General features: G+C 70.2%; 17 protein-coding genes. 15 read left to right on the top strand and 2 right to left on the bottom strand.

Annotation, left to right across the window (positions count from 1 at the left end; genetic code table 11):
* Positions 1 to 48 precede the first annotated feature (48 nt).
* Entirely contained in the window at positions 49 to 1,089 is a 1,041-nt protein-coding gene (locus Q4I23_RS00715; protein ID WP_454017814.1) for an SDR family oxidoreductase, read from the top strand.
* On the opposite strand, the gene Q4I23_RS00710 is transcribed toward Q4I23_RS00715, so the two are convergent.
* Positions 1,079 to 1,828, bottom strand: a complete 750-nt coding sequence (locus Q4I23_RS00710; protein ID WP_498524996.1) for a sulfite exporter TauE/SafE family protein — start codon at positions 1,826 to 1,828, stop codon at positions 1,079 to 1,081. The two genes, Q4I23_RS00715 and Q4I23_RS00710, sit on opposite strands and share 11 nt — an antisense overlap.
* Positions 1,829 to 1,988: 160 nt before the next feature.
* Between Q4I23_RS00710 and Q4I23_RS00705 the strand changes: the two genes are divergently transcribed.
* Positions 1,989 to 2,393, top strand: coding sequence for a four-helix bundle copper-binding protein (locus tag Q4I23_RS00705; RefSeq protein WP_498524995.1), 405 nt, complete (start codon positions 1,989 to 1,991; stop codon positions 2,391 to 2,393).
* A gap of 10 nt (positions 2,394 to 2,403) precedes the next feature.
* Here Q4I23_RS00705 and Q4I23_RS00700 read toward each other — a convergent pair whose 3' ends face one another.
* A complete protein-coding gene (locus tag Q4I23_RS00700; RefSeq protein WP_498524994.1) occupies positions 2,404 to 3,294 on the bottom strand; it encodes a hypothetical protein in 891 nt (296 codons plus the stop codon).
* 141 nt (positions 3,295 to 3,435) lie between these two features.
* Between Q4I23_RS00700 and dcd the strand changes: the two genes are divergently transcribed.
* The 13 genes from dcd to leuC all read left to right on the top strand — a co-directional run bounded on the left by dcd (position 3,436) and on the right by leuC (position 18,141).
* Positions 3,436 to 4,020 carry a dCTP deaminase gene (dcd, locus tag Q4I23_RS00695; protein ID WP_040134349.1) on the top strand — a complete coding sequence of 195 codons (585 nt, stop codon included), beginning with the start codon at positions 3,436 to 3,438 and terminating at the stop codon, positions 4,018 to 4,020.
* Positions 4,021 to 4,339: 319 nt separating this feature from the next.
* The gene (locus Q4I23_RS00690; RefSeq protein WP_498524993.1) at positions 4,340 to 5,134 is read left to right on the top strand and encodes a GntR family transcriptional regulator; all 795 of its coding nucleotides are present in this window, start codon (positions 4,340 to 4,342) and stop codon (positions 5,132 to 5,134) included.
* Positions 5,135 to 5,212: 78 nt separating this feature from the next.
* Positions 5,213 to 6,457, top strand: a complete 1,245-nt coding sequence (locus tag Q4I23_RS00685) for an ABC transporter substrate-binding protein (RefSeq protein ID WP_498524992.1) — start codon at positions 5,213 to 5,215, stop codon at positions 6,455 to 6,457.
* 110 nt (positions 6,458 to 6,567) lie between these two features.
* The gene (locus Q4I23_RS00680) at positions 6,568 to 7,440 is read left to right on the top strand and encodes a branched-chain amino acid ABC transporter permease (RefSeq protein ID WP_498524991.1); all 873 of its coding nucleotides are present in this window, start codon (positions 6,568 to 6,570) and stop codon (positions 7,438 to 7,440) included.
* Positions 7,437 to 8,435 carry a branched-chain amino acid ABC transporter permease gene (locus Q4I23_RS00675; RefSeq protein ID WP_498524990.1) on the top strand — a complete coding sequence of 333 codons (999 nt, stop codon included), beginning with the start codon at positions 7,437 to 7,439 and terminating at the stop codon, positions 8,433 to 8,435. Before Q4I23_RS00680 ends, Q4I23_RS00675 begins: the two co-directional genes overlap by 4 nt.
* Positions 8,422 to 9,168 (top strand): ABC transporter ATP-binding protein, encoded by a 747-nt coding sequence (locus Q4I23_RS00670; RefSeq protein WP_498524989.1) that lies wholly within the window; start codon positions 8,422 to 8,424, stop codon positions 9,166 to 9,168. Before Q4I23_RS00675 ends, Q4I23_RS00670 begins: the two co-directional genes overlap by 14 nt.
* Positions 9,161 to 9,874, top strand: coding sequence for an ABC transporter ATP-binding protein (locus Q4I23_RS00665; RefSeq protein ID WP_498524988.1), 714 nt, complete (start codon positions 9,161 to 9,163; stop codon positions 9,872 to 9,874). The genes Q4I23_RS00670 and Q4I23_RS00665 overlap by 8 nt, the downstream gene beginning before the upstream one ends.
* Before the next feature lie 95 nt (positions 9,875 to 9,969).
* Positions 9,970 to 10,872, top strand: coding sequence for an isocitrate lyase/PEP mutase family protein (locus Q4I23_RS00660; protein WP_498524987.1), 903 nt, complete (start codon positions 9,970 to 9,972; stop codon positions 10,870 to 10,872).
* On the top strand, positions 10,869 to 12,614 hold the full coding sequence (locus Q4I23_RS00655; protein ID WP_498524986.1) for a hydantoinase B/oxoprolinase family protein: 1,746 nt from the start codon (positions 10,869 to 10,871) through the stop codon (positions 12,612 to 12,614). The genes Q4I23_RS00660 and Q4I23_RS00655 overlap by 4 nt, the downstream gene beginning before the upstream one ends.
* 19 nt (positions 12,615 to 12,633) lie before the next feature.
* Positions 12,634 to 14,706 carry a hydantoinase/oxoprolinase family protein gene (locus tag Q4I23_RS00650; RefSeq protein ID WP_498524985.1) on the top strand — a complete coding sequence of 691 codons (2,073 nt, stop codon included), beginning with the start codon at positions 12,634 to 12,636 and terminating at the stop codon, positions 14,704 to 14,706.
* Positions 14,703 to 15,317, top strand: a complete 615-nt coding sequence (locus tag Q4I23_RS00645; protein WP_498524984.1) for a cysteine hydrolase family protein — start codon at positions 14,703 to 14,705, stop codon at positions 15,315 to 15,317. Before Q4I23_RS00650 ends, Q4I23_RS00645 begins: the two co-directional genes overlap by 4 nt.
* A complete protein-coding gene (locus Q4I23_RS00640; RefSeq protein WP_498524983.1) occupies positions 15,314 to 16,723 on the top strand; it encodes an FAD-dependent oxidoreductase in 1,410 nt (469 codons plus the stop codon). Before Q4I23_RS00645 ends, Q4I23_RS00640 begins: the two co-directional genes overlap by 4 nt.
* Positions 16,720 to 18,141, top strand: coding sequence for a 3-isopropylmalate dehydratase large subunit (gene leuC, locus Q4I23_RS00635; RefSeq protein ID WP_498524982.1), 1,422 nt, complete (start codon positions 16,720 to 16,722; stop codon positions 18,139 to 18,141). Before Q4I23_RS00640 ends, leuC begins: the two co-directional genes overlap by 4 nt.
* Positions 18,142 to 18,143: the final 2 nt, after the last annotated feature.

Here is an 18,143-nt window from a genome sequence, read left to right as displayed (position 1 = left end):
TGTTAGCCAGGGAAATGGATTCGAACGAACAATGCGGGAGCAACGCTTATGGCCGGTCGGCATTTCGACAAGGTGGTGGTCATCACCGGGGCGTCCAGCGGGATCGGCCGGGCGACCGCCCTGGAGTTCGCGCGCCATGGCGCCGCGGTGGTCCTAGCGGCGCGGCGCCATGCCGCCCTGCACGAGGTCGCGGAGGACTGCATCGAGGCCGGGGGGCGGGCAATGGTCGTGCCCACCGACGTGCGCGACCAGGAGCAGATGAACCGGTTGGCCGAGCGCGCCATCGAGGTGTTCGGCGGGATCGACGTCTGGGTGAACAACGCGGGCGTGATCGCCTTCGGGCGCTTCGAGGAGACTCCGCAGGACGTCTTCGAGGAGGTGATGCGCACCAACTTCTTCGGCACCGCCAACGGCTGCCGCGCCGTGCTGCCGCATTTCCTGGAGCGGGGGGAGGGCACGGTCATCAACGTCGCCTCGCTGGCCTCGATCGTCGGGCAGCGCTACGCCGCCGCCTACGCCGCCAGCAAATTTGCGGTGCGCGGTTTCTCCGAGACGCTGCGGCAGGAGCTGGTGGAGGATCCCGGCATCCAGGTCTGCACCGTGCTGCCCGGCCCCATCGACACGCCGCTGTGGCAACATGGCGCGAACTACACCGGCCGCGCCGTCAAGGCGATGACGCCGCTGCGCCCGCCGGAGGAGGTGGCCGAGGCCATCCTGCGCCTGGCCGAGAATCCCCGGCCGGAGCTGTTCGTCGGCGCCGCGGGGCGCTCCGCCGCCCTGCCGCATGTGGTGGCGCCGGCGCTGGCGGACCGCATGCTGGCCCACCGGATGGACCGCGACATGTTCGACAACCGCCCGGCCCACGACACCTCCGGCGGCGTTCTGGAGGCCATGCCGGACTATCGCGAAGCGAGCGGCGGCTGGATGGAGCGTGCGGCAGCGCAGGCGCCGCAGGGCCGGGTAGAAGGTCGCCGCGCCTTGTGCTGGACCAACGTCGCCCTGTTTTTGCTGCCCATCGGACTGATGAGCCGTCTGCCCGCCCATGTCTGGGAGCGGCGGGGGTGGGGGGAGTCGAGGGTCAGGCCGTGAGCATCTTGAGGCCGGACAAAGCGAGGATCGTCGCCAGCAGATAGCGCAGCGCCGCGGTCGGCAGGTGGCGGCTGCCCAGCCAGGCACCGACCGCCCCGCCCATGCCGGCGGCGGCCAGCCACCAGGGCAAGGCCGCGGGCAGGGTGGTCGCGGCCGTCCAGGTGCCGGCCAGCGCCGCCGCCGAGTTCAGCAGGTTGTAGGCGGCCGAGACGGCGGCGGCGCGTCTCGTTTCGACCCAGCCCATGAGCAGGATCAGCGGCGCCAGGAAGATGCCGCCGCCGGTGCCGGTCATCCCGGACAGAAAGCCCACCGCGGCCCCGGCGACGAGCGCCGGGAGAAAGGGTGGTGCGGTTGTGTCCGCCCGTTCGGGCGTTCCGCGGGTCGCCCAGGTGGAACGCGCCAGTTCCAGCGCCGCCAGAAGGAGGATCGCCCCGACCAGCGGGTAGTAGAGATGGGGCGGCAGGTGCATCGTGCCACCGAGGAACGAGAAGGGCATCCCCAGAACGCCGAATGGGTAGAAGGCCCGCCACGTGAACAGCCCGGCGCGGGCGAAGCGCACGGTGCCGATGGCCGCCACCAAGAGGTTGAGGGCGAGCGCCGTCGGTTTCATCGTCGCCGGGTCGAGCCCGACGATGCCCATGACCGCCAGATAGCCGGAGGCTCCGGCCTGCCCGACCGCCGCGTACAGCGTGGCGACGGTCAGGATCAGCGCCGTCAGACCGACCGTCTCGTTGAACACCCGTGTTTCCTCTCAAGCCGTACCGGTCGCTTGTAAACCGGGGGCGCGGGCGGGACCAGAGAAAGGGCGGAGATTTTCCGAACCATGGCGGCGTGGCGCTGTTGGCGGGGGAGGGCGTCAATGCCCATACCCCCTCATCCCTGTCCTTCGGAGGCTGCCCATGCACGCCCGCGAAATGATCAACACGCACCCGCAGGTCCGCGGAAACACCAACGACACGCTCATCCGCTGCATCGAGGCCTGCTATGACTGCGCGCAGACCTGCACCACCTGCGCCGACGCCTGCCTGGGCGAGGATCAGGTGGCCGAACTGGTCCAGTGCATCCGCCTGAACATGGATTGCGCCGACGTCTGCACTTCAGCCGGCTCCGTCGCCACCCGGCGCAGCGGCTCCAACGAGGTGGTGATCCGCGCCATGCTCGAAGCCTGCGCCACCGCCTGCCGCCTGTGCGCCGAGGAGTGCGAGCGGCACGCCGGCATGCACCAGCATTGCCGCATCTGCGCCGAGGCCTGCCGGGCCTGCGAGGACGCCTGCCGCAAGGCTCGGCAGACCCTGAGCCACTGACCGCGGCGGTTTATCCGCCGTTGCCGAGAATCACGCTGTCCAGGTAATCGGCGAGCAGCGGGCCATCGCCGAGCCCGAGCAGCAGCTTGGACGAGACATTGCCGTTCTCCGTCCGCAGGCCCGGAACCGCGGCGTGGCGCGTGAGGAAGCCGTCCAGCCCGGCATTCCAGGCGGCGTCGGCGTTGCGGCAGAAGATCTTCGACAGCGAGAAATGCGGCACCTTGCGGAAGGGGCTGGCGAGGCGCTTCCCCTGGAAGACCGCCGGCGGGTTGCCGTGGGCGCGGTAACGGGACTCCAGCGTCTTGCGGAAGCTCTGGAAGGATGTCCCGCCGCTCTCCATGCCGATGGTGACGACCGGCACGCCGAGCAGGGCCACCGAGTCGGCGATCAGGCGGGCGTTCTCCTCCTGGTCGCGCCGGATGGCCTCGGCGAGCGCCGGATCGTCGCGCATCGCCTCGGTCAGCCCCACCGTGCGCGGCGTGTGGAAGGAGCTTTTGTTCAGCACCATCACCTTGCTGCGAAAGGACCCGGCGCCGAAGATGCCGTCGAAGAAGCTGTGCGCCATGGACCCCGCGCGCCCCTGGACGCACAGATAGACGGACTGCTCATACTCCCGGCGCCCCGGATTGTCGCCGACCAGGATCAACGTCGGCAGAGGCCCGTCGGCGGACGCATAGGCGTTGAGGTCACCATTCTCGACGAACAGCGGCGACACGGAGTCCCGCAGATGTCGGACCCGCTCCCCATGTTCGGCGACGCGAGTCCGGAACAGCGAAACCGCGTCCGGCCGGGCGTCCGCGGGCGGGACATCGCCCAGGATGACGGACAGACGCCGCAACTCGGCCTCGTGGTTTGTTGCCGATGGGTCCGTTGCCGCCGCGTCGATCGAGGATACCGCCATTCCCATCACCCCTTGTGCTGACGAGCCTCATCTAAGGGACTGGTGATTGTGTTGTCGAGAGGCGTCGATCCGGCTATAGAGTGCGCCAGGAAAGCGACCGGAGCCGCGCCGCTTGCGGTTTCGACAGGAGGGTCGGAAAGAATGAAGCTGTCAGACGTCGATATTCGCCGATACCTCGCCGAAGGACGCATCGAGATCGACCCGTTGCCGGCCGAGAGCCAGATCGGCGCCATGTCGGTCGACCTGCAACTCGGGAGTGCCTTCCAGGTCTTCCCGCCGGGCAAGGCGGCCTTCGTCGACCTCGCCCCGCCCGAGGGTCATCCCAGCCAGGTTCCCGACAAGCTGATGGACCGGGTCGAGGTTCCCGTCGGCGAGCCGTTCTTCCTCCATCCGGGCGAGCTGGTGCTTGGCATCACCGTCCAGCGCATTGGCCTGCCCAACGACATCGCCGGCCGTCTGGACGGCCGCAGCAGCCTCGCCCGTCTGGGCCTGATGGTGCACGCCACCGCGCACACCATCGATCCAGGCTGGAATGGCCGCATCACGCTGGAATTCTTCAATTGCGGACGGTTGCCGCTGGCGCTGCGGCCGGGCATGCGCATCTGCGCCCTCAGCTTCGAGACGCTGATGTCGCCGACCTCCAAGCCCTACGCCGCGCGCCCCGACGCCAAGTACCGCGACCAGCTCGATCCGCTGCCAAGCCGGATCAATCTGGAACAGCCCTGACGGCAAACGCCGAGAACGACGAAAAGGCGCCTCCCTTCCGAGGCGCCTTTTTCTTTTGGGCATCCGGCTTGCCCATCCTCGCCCACCGCGCCCGCCCGCCGCAACCGGCGGCGTCGCTCATCCCTGTCACTTCTGAGGTGCGGACCGAGCCCGTGCCGGCGCGCGTGCCCGCAGGGGCTCGTCAGGGACACGATTGATCGCTCCTGGATCATTCGCGTCCCCAACATCGCTGTTGACCAAAGCTGTATCATCGATCATACAGGTTCCTGTCTTATGCAGAGACAGACACCGGTTTCCAGCGAGAGGGAGGCGGGGCACTGTGAAGTCGTCGGTCGAACCGCTGAAAGCGCGCAGGATCTATCTGCTGCTGCGCGACCGCATCGTCACCGGCGACCTGCCGCCGGGCGGGCGCCTGCCGGGGGAGCCGGCGCTGGCCGCCGAGCACGCGGTGTCGCGGGTGACCGTGCGCCGGGCGCTCGACCTGCTGGAGAAGGAAGGGCTGGTGCAGCGCAAGGCCGGCTCCGGCACCTTCGTCCATGACAGCCGCAGCGTCCGTCCGATCGTCGCCGACCTCTCCAACGTGTTGTCGCACCTGATCGACATGGGACGCAGCACCGACGTGAAGCTGCTCTCCTTCGGGTACGTCGCGCCGCCGGAAGCGATCGCCGAAAGCCTGGGCTTGAAGCCGGGTGAGCGGGTCCAGCGGTCGGTGCGCGTTCGGCTGATCGACGGGGAGCCCTTCTCCTACCTGACCACCCATGTGCCGGAATGGCTCGGCCTGACCTATTCGGAGGCGGAACTGGCGGCGCGCCCGCTGCTGGAGCTGATCGAACGGTCGGGCGTGAAGACCGAGCGGGCGACCCAGGCGATCAACGCCACGCTGGCCGGGCCGGAGCCGGCGGCGGCGCTCGATCTGGAGATCGGTTCGCCGCTGCTGACGCTGACGCGCATCGTGCACGACCCGGCCGGCCGTGGAGTGGAGCATCTGCACGCTCTGTACCGGCCCGACCGCTACAGCTTCCACATGGATCTGGTGCGCATCGGCGATGACGGGGAACGGCGCTGGAGCCCGGCCCTGGGGCGGCCGCGGGTGCCCAGTAAAAAAGGCCGATAAGGCCAACACCGACAAGAACAAAGCGGGCGAAAAGCCCACCCGCGGCTCGCGGGCCATCAAGCAGAGGAGTTGAGCGTTATGGGACGTTCGGTTCAGGACTCCGCACTCTCCGGCATCTCCCGCCGCACGGTGCTCAAGGCGGGCGCCGCGGCGGCCGCCTTCGCGACGGTGCCGGTGGCCGCCCCGTCGATTCTGCGGGCGCAGACCCCGGCCGTGAAGATCGGCATCCTCCAGCCGGTGACCGGCGCGCTCGCCCATGACGGCGACCTCGGCCGGCTCGGCGCCGAGATGGCGATCAACGAGATCAACGCCGCGGGCGGCATCAAAGCGCTGGGCGGGGCCAAGATCGAGATGGTCTTCGGCGACGCCCGCTCCACGCCGGAGGCTGGCACCCAGGAGGTCGAGCGCATGCAGGCCGAGGGCGTGTGCGCCATCGTCGGCGGCTTTGCCAGCCCGATCTGCCTTGCCGCCTCCCAGGCGGCGGCGCGCTACGATCTGCCCTATCTGGTCGATGTCGGCGTGTCGGACCAGATCATGGCGCGCGGCCTGACCAACACCTTCCGCTTCAGCCCCGGCTTCGGCAAGGTCACCCAGGTCGCGCTCGACAACCTCACCAGGATCAACGAGCTGGCCGGCAAGCCGGCGAAGACCGTCGTGCTGGTGCATGAGGACGGCCTGTTCGGCTCCGGCCTCGCCAAGCTGCTGCAGGCCGAGTTGCCCAAGCGCGGCTTCGAAATCCTGGAGACCATCGCCCACCCGACCCCGGCGCGCGACATGTCCAACGTGGCGCTGCGCATCCGCTCGCTGAATCCGGACCTCGTCATCCCGTCCAACTACTACGGCGAGTTCGTTCTGCTCGCCCGCACCATGCAGCAGCAGCGCATCAAGCCGAAGGGCGTCTACGCGGTTCTCGGTGGGGCGGCGTCGAACGGGCGCTTCGTCAAGGAATTCCCTCAGGCGGCCCAGAACGTCATCGACTGCAACCACTGGCACGACCCGAAGAATCCGAAGGCGCTGGCGCTGCGCAAGGCGGTGGAGGCGCAGGGCAAGTCCTTCGCCTACAACGTCCCGCTGAACTATTCGAACCTGCTGCTGCTGGCCGACGCCATCGAGCGCGCCGGCTCCGCCGACCGCAAGACGATCATCGAGGCGCTGAACAGCTCCACCTTCTCCGGCCACATCATGCCCTACGGCGCGACGAAGTTCGTGAACGGCCAGAACGAGGGCGCCACCCCGATCAACACGCAGATCCAGGGCGAGGACATCAAGGTGATCTTCCCCGAAGCCGTTGCGGAAGCGAAGGTCAACTTCCCGGCGGCGTAATCCGTCCCGTCGCCTTCGCGCCTCCCGCCTTTCCTCCCGCCCGTCCTGCGGCGCCGCGCAGCGGCCGCCCGGACGGGTGAGAGGACCATTTCCCTCATGCGCGGGCTGCCATGTATTCACCTCAGATCATCCTGGAAGCGGCGCTGAACGGGCTGATGACCGGCGCGGTCTACGCGCTGATCGCCCTCGGCCTGACGCTGATCTACGGCGTGCTCCACATCATCAACTTCGCCCATGGCGCTCTGCTGACCTGCGCCATGTTCGCGGTCTGGGTCGCCTGGGCTTGGCTCGGCCTCGACCCCTATCTGGTGATCGTACCGCTGGTGCCGCTGATGTTCGTGCTGGGCTACGGGCTGCAGCGCTTCGTCATCGGGCCGGCCAGCCACGGCGACGACGGCAACATCCTGCTGGTCACGCTCGGCCTGTCGATCGTGCTGGAGAATGTGCTGCTGGCGGTCTTCCAGTCGGACACCCGCACGCTCGACACCGATTATTCCTTCCAGGTGGTCGCGCTGGGGCCGCTGCTGCTCTCCTACCCGCGGGTGATCGGGCTGGGGGTGGCGGTGGTGGTGACCGGGCTGCTCTGGCTGGTGCTGAACCGCACCGACACCGGCAAGGCGATTCGCGCCGTCGCCAAGGAGAAGCTGGGCGCCAATCTGGTCGGCATCGACGTGCCGCACGTCTACGCCATCACCTTCGGGCTGGGCTGCGCCTGCCTCGCCGTGGCCGCCGGCCTGCTGATGCCGACCTTCTACGTGAACCCGCGCATCGGCAGCGCCTTTGTGCTGGTCGCCTTCACAGTCGTGGTGCTGGGCGGCATGGGATCGCTCCCCGGCGCGCTGGTGGGCGGCCTGTTCATCGGCGTGGTGGAGAGCCTGTGCGGCCTGTTGCTGGGCGACAGCCTGGGGCAGATCGGCATCTTCCTGATCTTCATCGCCGTGCTGCTGGTGCGGCCGACCGGCCTGTTCGGAGCCAAGGCATGACCGCGCGCGACCTGATCCCAATCGCCGTCCTGGCCGTTCTCGCCGCGCTGCTGCCGCTGGTGGTGACGTCCAGCCCGGTGATGAACTTCCTCGTCTTCACGCTGATCGTGGCGCTGGGCGCGCAGGGCTGGAACATCCTGGGCGGCTTCGGCGGCCAATTCAGCTTCGGCCACGCCGCCTTCTTCGGCACCGGGGCCTATGTGACGGCGATCCTGCAACTGCGCTATGGAATCAACGCCTGGGCCGGGCTGCTGCTGGCGACGGCGGCGGGGGCGGCGGTCGCCTGGGCCATCGGTTTCCTCAGCTTCCGCTCCGGCCTGCGCGGCTCCTACTTCGCGCTGGTGACTCTGGCCTTCGCCGAGGTGTTCCGCATCCTCGCCAACGCGACGCCCGTCACCGGCGGCGCCGCCGGCCTGCTGATCAAGCTGGACGTCCACCCCGCCAACCTGCAATTCGCCGACCGCGCCGTCTTCTACTGGCTGGTCCTCGCCTTCGTCACCGGCGTGCTGCTGCTGACGCGGTGGATTCAGCGCTCCCGCTTCGGGGCGCAGCTCGTCGCGGTGCGCGAGAACGAGGACGCGGCCAAGGCGCTGGGCGTCGATTCCCTGAAGGTGAAGCTGCGCGCCATCGCCCTGTCGGGCGCGGTGACGGCGCTGTCCGGCTGCCTCTACGCCCAGTATTTCCTCTACATCGACGCCCACATCGCCTACGGGAGCTGGATCTCGGTGGAGTTGCTGCTCGCCCCGATCATCGGCGGCGTCGGCACCGTCTTCGGGCCGGTGGTCGGGGCGCTGACCCTGCACGGGCTGGGCGAACTCGCCAAGCAGTTCGCCGGCCGCATCCCCGGCATCGACCTGATCGTCTTCGGCAGCGTTCTGGTGCTGGCCGTCGCCTTCGCCCGCGGCGGCATCCTGGGCCTGCTGGAGCGGCTGCGCGACCGCGGCCGCGGGATGATGACGCGCGGCGCCAAGGAGGTGTCCCATGCTGGCCGTTGAATCCGTGTCCAAGCGCTTCGGCGGGCTGATGGCGGTGGACGGCGCGACGCTTGCGCTGGAGCCGGGCGGCATCGTGGGCCTGATCGGGCCGAACGGCGCCGGCAAGACCACGCTCTTCTCGATGATTTCCGGCTTCGTGGCACCCAGCGACGGGCGCATCCTGTTCGAGGGCACCGACATCACCGGCGAGGAGCCGCACCGCCGCGCCGAACGCGGCATCGGCCGCACCTTCCAGATCGTCCAGCCCTTCGCCGGGCTGACGGTGTGCGAGAACATCGCGGTCGGCGCCTATCTGCGCCACGCCAGGCGCGCCGACGCCATCGCCAAGGCGCGCGAGGTGGCCCGCCGGGTCGGGTTGGCGGCCGAGCTGGACCGGCCGGCCGGCGGGCTGACGGTGGCCGGGCGCAAGCGGCTTGAGCTGGCCCGCGCGCTCGCCACCGAGCCGAAGCTGCTGCTGCTGGACGAGGTGCTGGCCGGCCTGAACCCGTCGGAGATCCGCGACATTATCCCGGTGATCCGGGGCATCCGCGACGAAGGGGTGACGATCCTGATGATCGAACACGTCATGCAGGCGGTGATGAACCTGTGCGAGCGCGTCTATGTGCTGGCGCAGGGCCGCATGATCGCCGAGGGCAAGCCCGCCGCCGTCTGCGCCGACCCCCGCGTGATCGAGGCCTATCTCGGCCACGGCGCCGCCGCCCGTCTGGCGGCGGAGGGCGCGGCCCATGGCTGAGGCGCTTCTGAGCATCCAGGGACTGAAGACCGGCTACGGCGCCACCGAGGTGCTGCGCGGCATCGACATGGCGGTGCAGGACGGTGAGATCGTCACGGTCCTCGGCTCCAACGGCGTCGGCAAGACGACGCTCAACAAGGTGCTGTCGGGCGTGCTGCCGCCCTGGGCGGGCGAGATCCGCTTCACCGGCAGCCGTATCGACGGCCGCTCCGCCGCGCGCATCGTCGAGGAGGGGCTGATCCAGGTGCCGGAAGGCCGCAAGATCTTCCCCAACCTGTCGATCCGCGAGAATCTGGAGCTGGGCAGCTACCGGCGCGGCAAGCCGAACCGGGCGCGGAACCTGGAGCGCATCTTCACCACCTTCCCCCGCCTGAAGGAGCGCGAGGGCCAGCTCGCCGGCACGCTGTCGGGCGGCGAGCAGCAGATGCTCGCCATCGGGCGTGGCATGATGGCCGAACCGCTTCTGCTGATCCTCGACGAACCGTCGCTCGGCCTGTCGCCGCTGGTGGTGGAGGAGATGTTCGGGCTGATCCGCCAGCTGAACGCGGGCGGGCTGGCGATCCTGCTGGTCGAGCAGAACGTCGTCCAGTCGCTGGAGGTCGCCCGCCGCGCCTACATCCTCGAAAACGGAGTCTTCGCGCTCTCCGGACCCTCCGACGAGATCGCACGCGACCCCGAATTGAAACGCACCTATCTGGGGCTGTGAGCGATGCGTGCTCCGGCCCTATCCCGACATTTCCCAACCCTGACCCGGTGGTGCTGCGACGGCTTCGCGGACCGGCACCGGGGGGAGCGCTTGACATGACCGTCCCCAGCATGAGTTTCCGGGACCGACTGGCCCAGGACCGAGTCGTCCTGGCCCCCGGCGTCTACGACGCCTTCACCGCCTCGCTGGCGGCGGCGGCGGGGTTCGAGGCGCTGTACCTGTCGGGCGCGGCCATCGCCTACACCCGGCTCGGCCGGCCCGACATCGGGCTGGTATCGGTCAGCGAGGTGGCGGACACCATCGCGCTGGTGCGCGACCGCGTGCCGACGCCGCTGGTGGTGGACGCCGACACCGGCTACGGCAACGCGCTCAACGTGCAGCGCACCGTGCGCATGTTCGAGCGCGCCGGCGCCACCGCCCTGCAGCTTGAGGACCAGAGCTTTCCCAAGCGCTGTGGGCATCTGACCGACAAGGCGGTGATCCCGGCCGGCGAGATGGCTGGCAAGATCAAGGCGGCGGTCGATGCCCGGACCAGCGAAGGCACGCTGATCATCGCCCGCACCGACGCGGTGGCGGTGGAGGGAGTCCCGGCGGCGCTCGACCGCGCCCGGCTCTATGTCGAGGCCGGCGCTGACGTGCTGTTCGTCGAGGCGCCGAAGAGCCGTGAGCAGCTCTCCGCCATCGCCTCCGATTTGGGCGGCATCCGACCGCTGCTCGCCAACATGGTGGAGGGCGGGCAGACGCCGATCAGCTCCGCCGCCGACCTGGGCGAGCTGGGCTACCGGCTGGTGATCTTCCCCGGCGGCATCGTGCGGGCGCTGGCCCGGCAGGCGCAGGACTATTACGCCTCGCTGGCTGCCCACGGCACCACCCAGCCCTTCCGCGACCGCATGTTCGACTTCAACGCGCTGAACGATCTCATCGGCACGCCGGAGATGCTGGCGCTCGGCGAAACCTACAAGGACTTCACCTCCGCCAAGCGGGAGGACGCGGCATGACCACCAAGACCACCACAATCGACCCCGTCACGCTGGCCGTCCTGAAGGGCCGGCTGGAGCAGATCGCCGACGAGATGGACGCGACGCTCTACCGCTCCGCCTTCAACCCGATCATCGCCGAGGCGCGCGACGCCTGCCATGGCCTCTACCACGCCGAGACCGGCGCCACCCTGGTGCAGGGAACCAACGGCCTGCCGATCTTCGTCGGCGCCATGGCCTTCGCGGTCAAGGCGGTGATCGACAAGGTGGCGCGGGAGGGCGACCTGCACCCCGACGACATCTTCCTGTTCAACGATCCCTACGACGGCGGCACCCACCTGAACGACTTCCGGCTGGTGCGGCCGATCTTCCGCCAGGGCCGGCTGTTCTGCTGGATGGCGTCGGTCGGCCACTGGCTCGACATCGGCGGCAACGTGCCCGGCAACTTCAACGCGCGGGCCACCGACAGCTTTCAAGAGGGCGTGCGCATCCCGCCGGTGAAGCTTGTCAAGGCCGGGGTGATGAACCACGACCTGCTGGCGATCCTCGCCGCCAACTCCCGCGTGCCGGTGTCCAACTACGGCGACCTCAACGGGCAGCTCAACGCGCTCGATCTGGGTGTGCGCCGCCTGAGCGAGCTGCTGGACGAGCATGGCGAGGACACCGTCGCCGCGGCCTTCGACGCCTTCACCGCGCGGGCCGAGGCGCTGATGCGCCGCGCGCTGTCCAAGCTGCCCGACGGCACCTACAGCTTCGAGGATTATCTCGACAACGACGGCATCACCGCCGACCGTCTGCGGATCGCGCTCGACCTGACCATCGCGGGTGATCGCATGGTGCTGGACTTCTCCCGCTCCTCGGCACCCTGCGCCGGGCCGCTCAACATCGCCTATTCCACGGCGGTCGCCTGCTGCTACGTCGCGCTGAAGCATGTCTTCACCGACGTGCCGGCCAACGCCGGCTGCCTCAACCCGATCACCTTCGTCATCCCCGAGACGACTCTGCTGGCGGTGAAGCCGCCCAAACCGGTCGGCGGCTACACCGAGACCATCCTGCGCGTCATCGGCGTGGTGTTCGGCGCGGTGGCGCTCGCCGACCCGTCCCGCGCCACCGCCGCGCCCTTCGGCACCATCAACGCGCTGTCGCTGGCCGGCCACCGTCCGGACGGCTCGCGCTGGGTCATGTTCTCCTTCTTCGGCGGCGGCCTGGGCGGCAACCCGGAGAGCGACGGGCTGAACCACGCCAACAACCCGATCTCGACCGCCACCATCCCGCCGGTGGAAATCCTCGAAGCGGCCTATCCGGTGATGTTCACCCAATGGGCGCTGCGTCCGGATTCCGCCGGGGCCGGACTGCACCGCGGCGGGCTGGGGGCCGTCTACGAGATTGAGGCGCTGACCGCCGCCGACGTCTTCCTGCTGGGCGAGCGCGGTGTCTTCGCGCCCTTCGGGGTGGCCGGCGGCACGCCCGCGGCGCTGAACCGCTTCGTCTGGCAGAGCGACGAGGGCGAAAAGTCGCCGCCGCTCGCCTCCAAGGTCACCGACGTGAAGATCCGCGACGGCCAGCGCGTCCGGCTGGAGACTCCGGGTGGCGGCGGCTGGGGCGATCCGCGCCGCCGCGACGCCGAGGCCGTGGCCCGCGACGTGCGGCTCGGCTACCTCGGCGCTGAGGCCGCGCGCAGCGCCTACGGCGTGGCGCTGACCGACGACGGCGCGCTCGACGTCGCCGCCACCGCGGCGCTCCGCGAAACCTCCGCCGCCTGACGAATCCGGAAGCAAGACCATGAGCAACGGCATCTCCACGGGTGCAATCGTCGGCGTCGACGTCGGCGGCACCTTCACCGACCTGTTCCACTACGACGAGGCGCGCGGCAGCTTCCGCACCGCCAAGGTCCCGTCCAACCGCGGCGACGAGGCGGTCGGCTTCCTTGCCGGCCTGCAGAGCTTCGGCCCGGTCGCCGAGCTGGGCTCCATCGTCCACGGCACCACGGTCGGCACCAACGCTCTGCTGGAGCGCAAGGGCGCCAAGGTCGGGCTGATCACCACCGCCGGCTTCCGCGACGTGCTGGAGATGCGCCGCCGCGACCGCCGCCAGACCTGGGGCCTGTGGGGCGACTTCGTCCCCGTGGTCGACCGCGACCTGCGGCTGGAGGTGGCGGAGCGCACGCTGGCCGACGGCACCGTCCGCGCCGCCGTCGATTCCGACGAGGTGCGCGCCTGCGCCCGCCGGCTGGCCGAAATGGGGGCGGAGGCGCTGGCCATCGTCTTCATCAACGCCTACGCCAACCCGGCCAACGAGCTGGCGGCGCTGGAGGCGGCGCGCGAGGTCTGGCCCAACGCCAACCTCGAATGCTCGTCGCGCATCCTGCCGGAAATCCGCGAGTTCGAGCGCACCTCGACCACCGCGCTGAACGCCTATCTCCAGCCGGTGGTCGGCAGCTACCTCGCCAAGCTCGACAACGCGCTGGCCGGGGAGGGGTTCGGCGGCCGCTTCCACATCGTGCAGTCGAACGGCGGCGTGATGTCCACCGACACCGCGCGGCGCCTGCCGGTGCGCACCGCCCTGTCGGGGCCGGCGGCCGGCGTCATCGCCGCGGCGGCGATCTCCAAGGCGGCGGGCTTCCCCAACGTCATCACCGGCGACCTCGGCGGCACCAGCTTCGACGTGTCGCTGGTGGTCGAGGGGCAGACCATGCTGGCCGCCCAGACCACCATCGACTTCGGTCTGGTCGTCCGCATGCCGATGATCGAGATCACCACCATCGGCGCCGGCGGCGGCTCCATCGCCGGGGTCGACCCCGGCGGCATGCTCCAGGTCGGGCCGGAGAGCGCCGGCTCGCGGCCGGGGCCGGTCTGCTACGGCCAGGGCAATACCCGCCCGACGCTGACCGATGCCAACGTGCTGCTCGGCCGCATCAACGCGGAGCGGCCGATCGGCGGCAAGCTCGCCCGGCTGGACGTTGACGCCGCCCGCACCGCCATCGCCACCCATGTCGCCGAGCCGCTGGGCCTCGACGTCATGGCGGCGGCGGAGGCGGTGGTGCGCATCGCCAACAGCAAGATGGCCGGCGCCATCCGCCTCGTCTCCATCGAGCGCGGCCACGACCCGGCCAAGTTCGCCGCCGTGCCCTTCGGCGGCGGCGGCGCGCTGCATGTCGGCGCTCTCATCAAGGAGGTCGGGCTGAAGGCGGCGCTGGTGCCGCGCTTCCCGGGCGTGACCTCGGCGCTCGGCTGCGTCATCGCCGACATCCGCCACGATCAGGTGCAGACGGTGAACCTGCCGCTGGCCGGCATCGACGCCGCGTCGCTCGACCGCCGCATGGTGGAGGAGGCGACCGCCGCCCGCGCCGTGGTGGAGTCCGCCGGCCTCAGCGTCGAGCGCATCGACCTCGTCTTCGAACTCGACATGCACTACATCGGCCAGACCCACACGGTCGCCGTGCCGCTGCCGGTGTCGGTGGCGAACGGAACCACGGGTGTCGACGAGGCGACCATCCGCGCCGCCTTCGAGCGTGCCTATCAGGCGTCCTTCAGCCGGCTTCTGCCGGGGGTGGGTGCCAAGATCGTCAACCTGCGCACCGCCGCCATCGGCCGCCGCCCGCACTTCGACCTCGCCGCCCTGGCCCCGGCCGCCGGCACGACGGTGGAGGGCGCCTATGCCGGTTCGCGGCCCGTCTGGTTCGATGGGGCGTGGCACGAAACGGCGGTCTACAACCGTCTCGACCTGCCGGTCGGCGCGCATGTCCAGGGTCCGGCGATTCTGGAGCAGCCGGACGCCACCACCGTCATCGATCCCGACCTGAGCGCCCGCGTCGATGAATACGGCAACGTCATCGTGGAAAGGAGCGCCCGATGAGCGCCGCGGCAATCCCTTTGGAGCGCACCGCGCTTCTGGTCTGCGATCTGCAGAATGATTTCCTGCACGCCGAGGGGGCCTATGGTCGCGCCGGCCAGTCGGCGCCGGAGATCCTGGCCCTGCCGGAGCGAGTAAAGCCGCTGGCCGACCTGTTGCGGTTGCGCGGCGGCTGGGTGATCTCCACCAATTTCACTCTAGTCCCCGGGCGCGGCGGCGAGCCGATGATCTCCCCCCATCTGAAGGCGCTGCGGCCGTTCCTGGCGAAGGGCGACTTCCAGCCGGGCGGCTGGGGGCATCGCACGGTGGACACGCTCCAGCCCGTCGATGTCGAGGTCGAGAAGATCGCCTATTCCGCCTTCTACATGTCGCGGCTGGAGTGGGTGCTGCGCAAATGCGGGGTGGAGCGTCTGCTGGTCTGCGGCATCGTCACCAACGGCGGCGTCGCCTCGACCGTGCGCGACGCCCATGTCCGCGACTTCGACACCATCCTGCTGGAGGACGGCTGCGCCGCTTTCACGACGCAGGTCCATGACGTCTCGGTCGCCGCCCTGCGCCCGGTCTGCCGCGTGGCGACGGTCGCGGCGATGCTGGAGGAGCTGTCCGCGCCATGAGCCGCATCCTGCCCACCGAGGGCGTGACGTTCGAATTCACGGTGCCCGTCGTCGTGATCGGCGGCGGTGCGGCCGGGATGATCGCCGCGCTCGCCGCCCACGAGCGCGGGGCGGAGGTGCTGGTGCTGGAGCGCGACGCGCTGCCCCAGGGCTCCACCGCCCTGTCGGCCGGCCTGATCCCGGCGCCGGGCACCCGCTGGCAGCGCGCCGCCGGGATCGAGGACAGCGCGGAACTCTTCGCCGCCGACATCATCGCCAAGGCGAAGGGGGAACCCGACCCGGCGGACGTGTCCCGTGTCGCCCACGCGGTCGGCCCGGCGCTGGAATGGCTGGCCGACCGCTATGGCCTGCCGTTCTCGGTGGTCGACAACTTCACCTATCCCGGCCACAGCGCCCGGCGCATGCACGGGCTGCCCAGCCGGTCGGGGGCGGAACTGATCGACCGGCTGCGCGGCGCCGTCGAGGCCGCCGGCATCGACGTGCTGTGCGAGGCGCATGTGACCGCGCTGCACGCCGACGGCCCGCGCGTGCGCGGCGTGGAGGTCACCCGGCCCGACGGCAGCGTCGAGCGGGTCGGCTGCGTCGCCCTGGTCCTCGCCTGCAACGGCTATGGTGGCAACCGGGAGCTGGTCGAGCGTCATGTGCCGGAACTGGCCGACGCGCTCTATTTCGGCCATCCCGGCAACCAGGGCGACGCGCTCCTCTGGGGGGAGGCTCTGGGGGCGGCGACGCGGTACCTGTCGGGGCACCAGGGCCACGGCTCGGTCGCCCATCCCGCCGGCATCCTGGTCACCTGGGCGACGGTCACCGAAGGCGGCGTGCAGGTGAACACGGACGGCAAGCGCTTCTCCAACGAGGCGCAGGGCTATTCGGAGCAGGCCGCCGTCGTGCTGCGCCAGCCGGACGGCGTCGCCTGGACCGTCTTCGACGAGCGCATCGCCGCCGTCGCCCGCCAGTTCGAGGATTTCCGGCAGGCCGAGGCGATGGGCGCGGTGCTCGCCGCCGACAGCCCGGCGGACCTTGCCCGTCTGATGAAGGTCGACGCGGACGCCTTGGCCGCCACCTTGGCCGAGGTCGACCGGTTGAAGGCCGCAGGGGAGACCGACGGCTTCGGCCGGGACTTCGCCGGCGCGGCCCCTCTGGCAGCGCCTTACCGCGCCGTCCGCGTCACCGGCGCCCTGTTCCACACCCAGGGCGGGCTGGTCGTCGATGACGATGCCCGCGTCTTGAGCGGGGAGGGGGCTCCGCTGCCCAACCTCTACGCCGCCGGCGGGGCCGCCTGCGGCGTGTCGGGATCGACGGCGTCCGGCTACCTGTCCGGCAACGGGCTGCTGACCGCGGTGGCGCTGGGGCGCATCGCCGGGGCTGCTGCCGCAGAGGCAGTGAGGGAGGAGGACATTCAATGACGCAGCATCCCCGCAGCCTGTTCGACAAGGTCTGGGACGCCCATCTGGTGGCGACCCGGCCGGACGGGCAGGCGCTGCTCGCCATCGACCGCCATTTCCTGCACGAGGGCTCGTTCCACGCCTTCGGCATGATCGACCACGCCAAGCGCCCGGTGCGCCGGCCGGAGCTGACCTTCGCCGTCGCCGACCATTACGTGCCCTCGCACAGCCGCGCCAAGCCGATCGCCGATCCCGAGATCGCCAACATGGTGACGATGCTGGAGGCGAACGCCGGTCGCCACGGCCTGCGCCATTTCGGCCTGCACGACCCGGCGCAGGGCATCGTCCATGTGCTGGCGCCGGAACAGGGGCTGACCCTGCCGGGCCTGACCATCGTCTGCGGCGACAGCCACACCTCCACCCACGGTGCCTTCGGGGCGCTCGCCTTCGGCATCGGCGCCACCGAGGTGTCGCATGTGCTGGCGACCCAGACGCTGTGGCAGCGCCGGCCCAAGACCATGCGCGTCACCGTCGATGGGGAGCTTGGCGAGCATGTGACGGCCAAGGACCTGATCCTGGCGGTGATCGGCTTCATCGGCGCCGACGGTGCGGCCGGCCACGTCATCGAATACGCCGGCAGCGCCATCCGCGCCCTGTCGATGGAAGGCCGGCTGACCGTCTGCAACATGTCGATCGAGGCGGGGGCGCGGGCCGGCATGATCGCCCCCGACGACACCACCTTCTCCTGGATCGAAGGACGAACCTACGCCCCAAAGGGTGCGCTGTTCGACCGTGCGGTCGAACATTGGCGCACCCTGCCCAGCGATCCGGACGCCGCCTTCGACCGCGAGGTGTCGCTCGACGCCGCGGCCATCGCCCCGTCGGTCACCTGGGGCACCAGCCCGGAGACCGCGGTTCCGGTCACCGGCGCGGTTCCCGATCCCGGGACCGAGAGCGACCCGGTGCGCGCCGGCCAGATGCGCAAGATGCTCGACTACATGGGGCTGGCCCCCGGCACGCGGCTGGAAGAAATCGGCATCGACCGCGTTTTCATCGGCTCCTGCACCAACGCCCGGCTGGAGGACCTGCGCGCCGCCGCCGCCGTGCTGCGCGGCCGCCGCGCCGCGGTGCCGGGGCTGGTGGTTCCGGGATCGGTCCCGGTGCGCCGTCAGGCCGAGGCGGAAGGGCTGGACCGCGTCTTCACCGACGCCGGCCTGGAATGGGGCGAGCCCGGCTGTTCGATGTGCGTCGGCATCAACGGCGACCTCGTCCCGGCTGGGGAGCGCTGCGCCTCGACCACCAACCGCAACTTCCCGGGCCGTCAGGGGCCGAACGCGCGCACGCATCTGATGAGCCCGGCCATGGCCGCCGCCGCCGCCGTGACAGGGCGCCTCACCGATGTCCGGACGCTCGATGTCCGCAAGCTCGGAGCTTCGTAAGG

It is taken from the genome of Azospirillum sp. UFLA03-27, from assembly GCF_059803775.1.
Note: the sequence above shows the minus strand (reverse complement) of the source record. Positions and strands in the feature narration are given on the sequence as shown.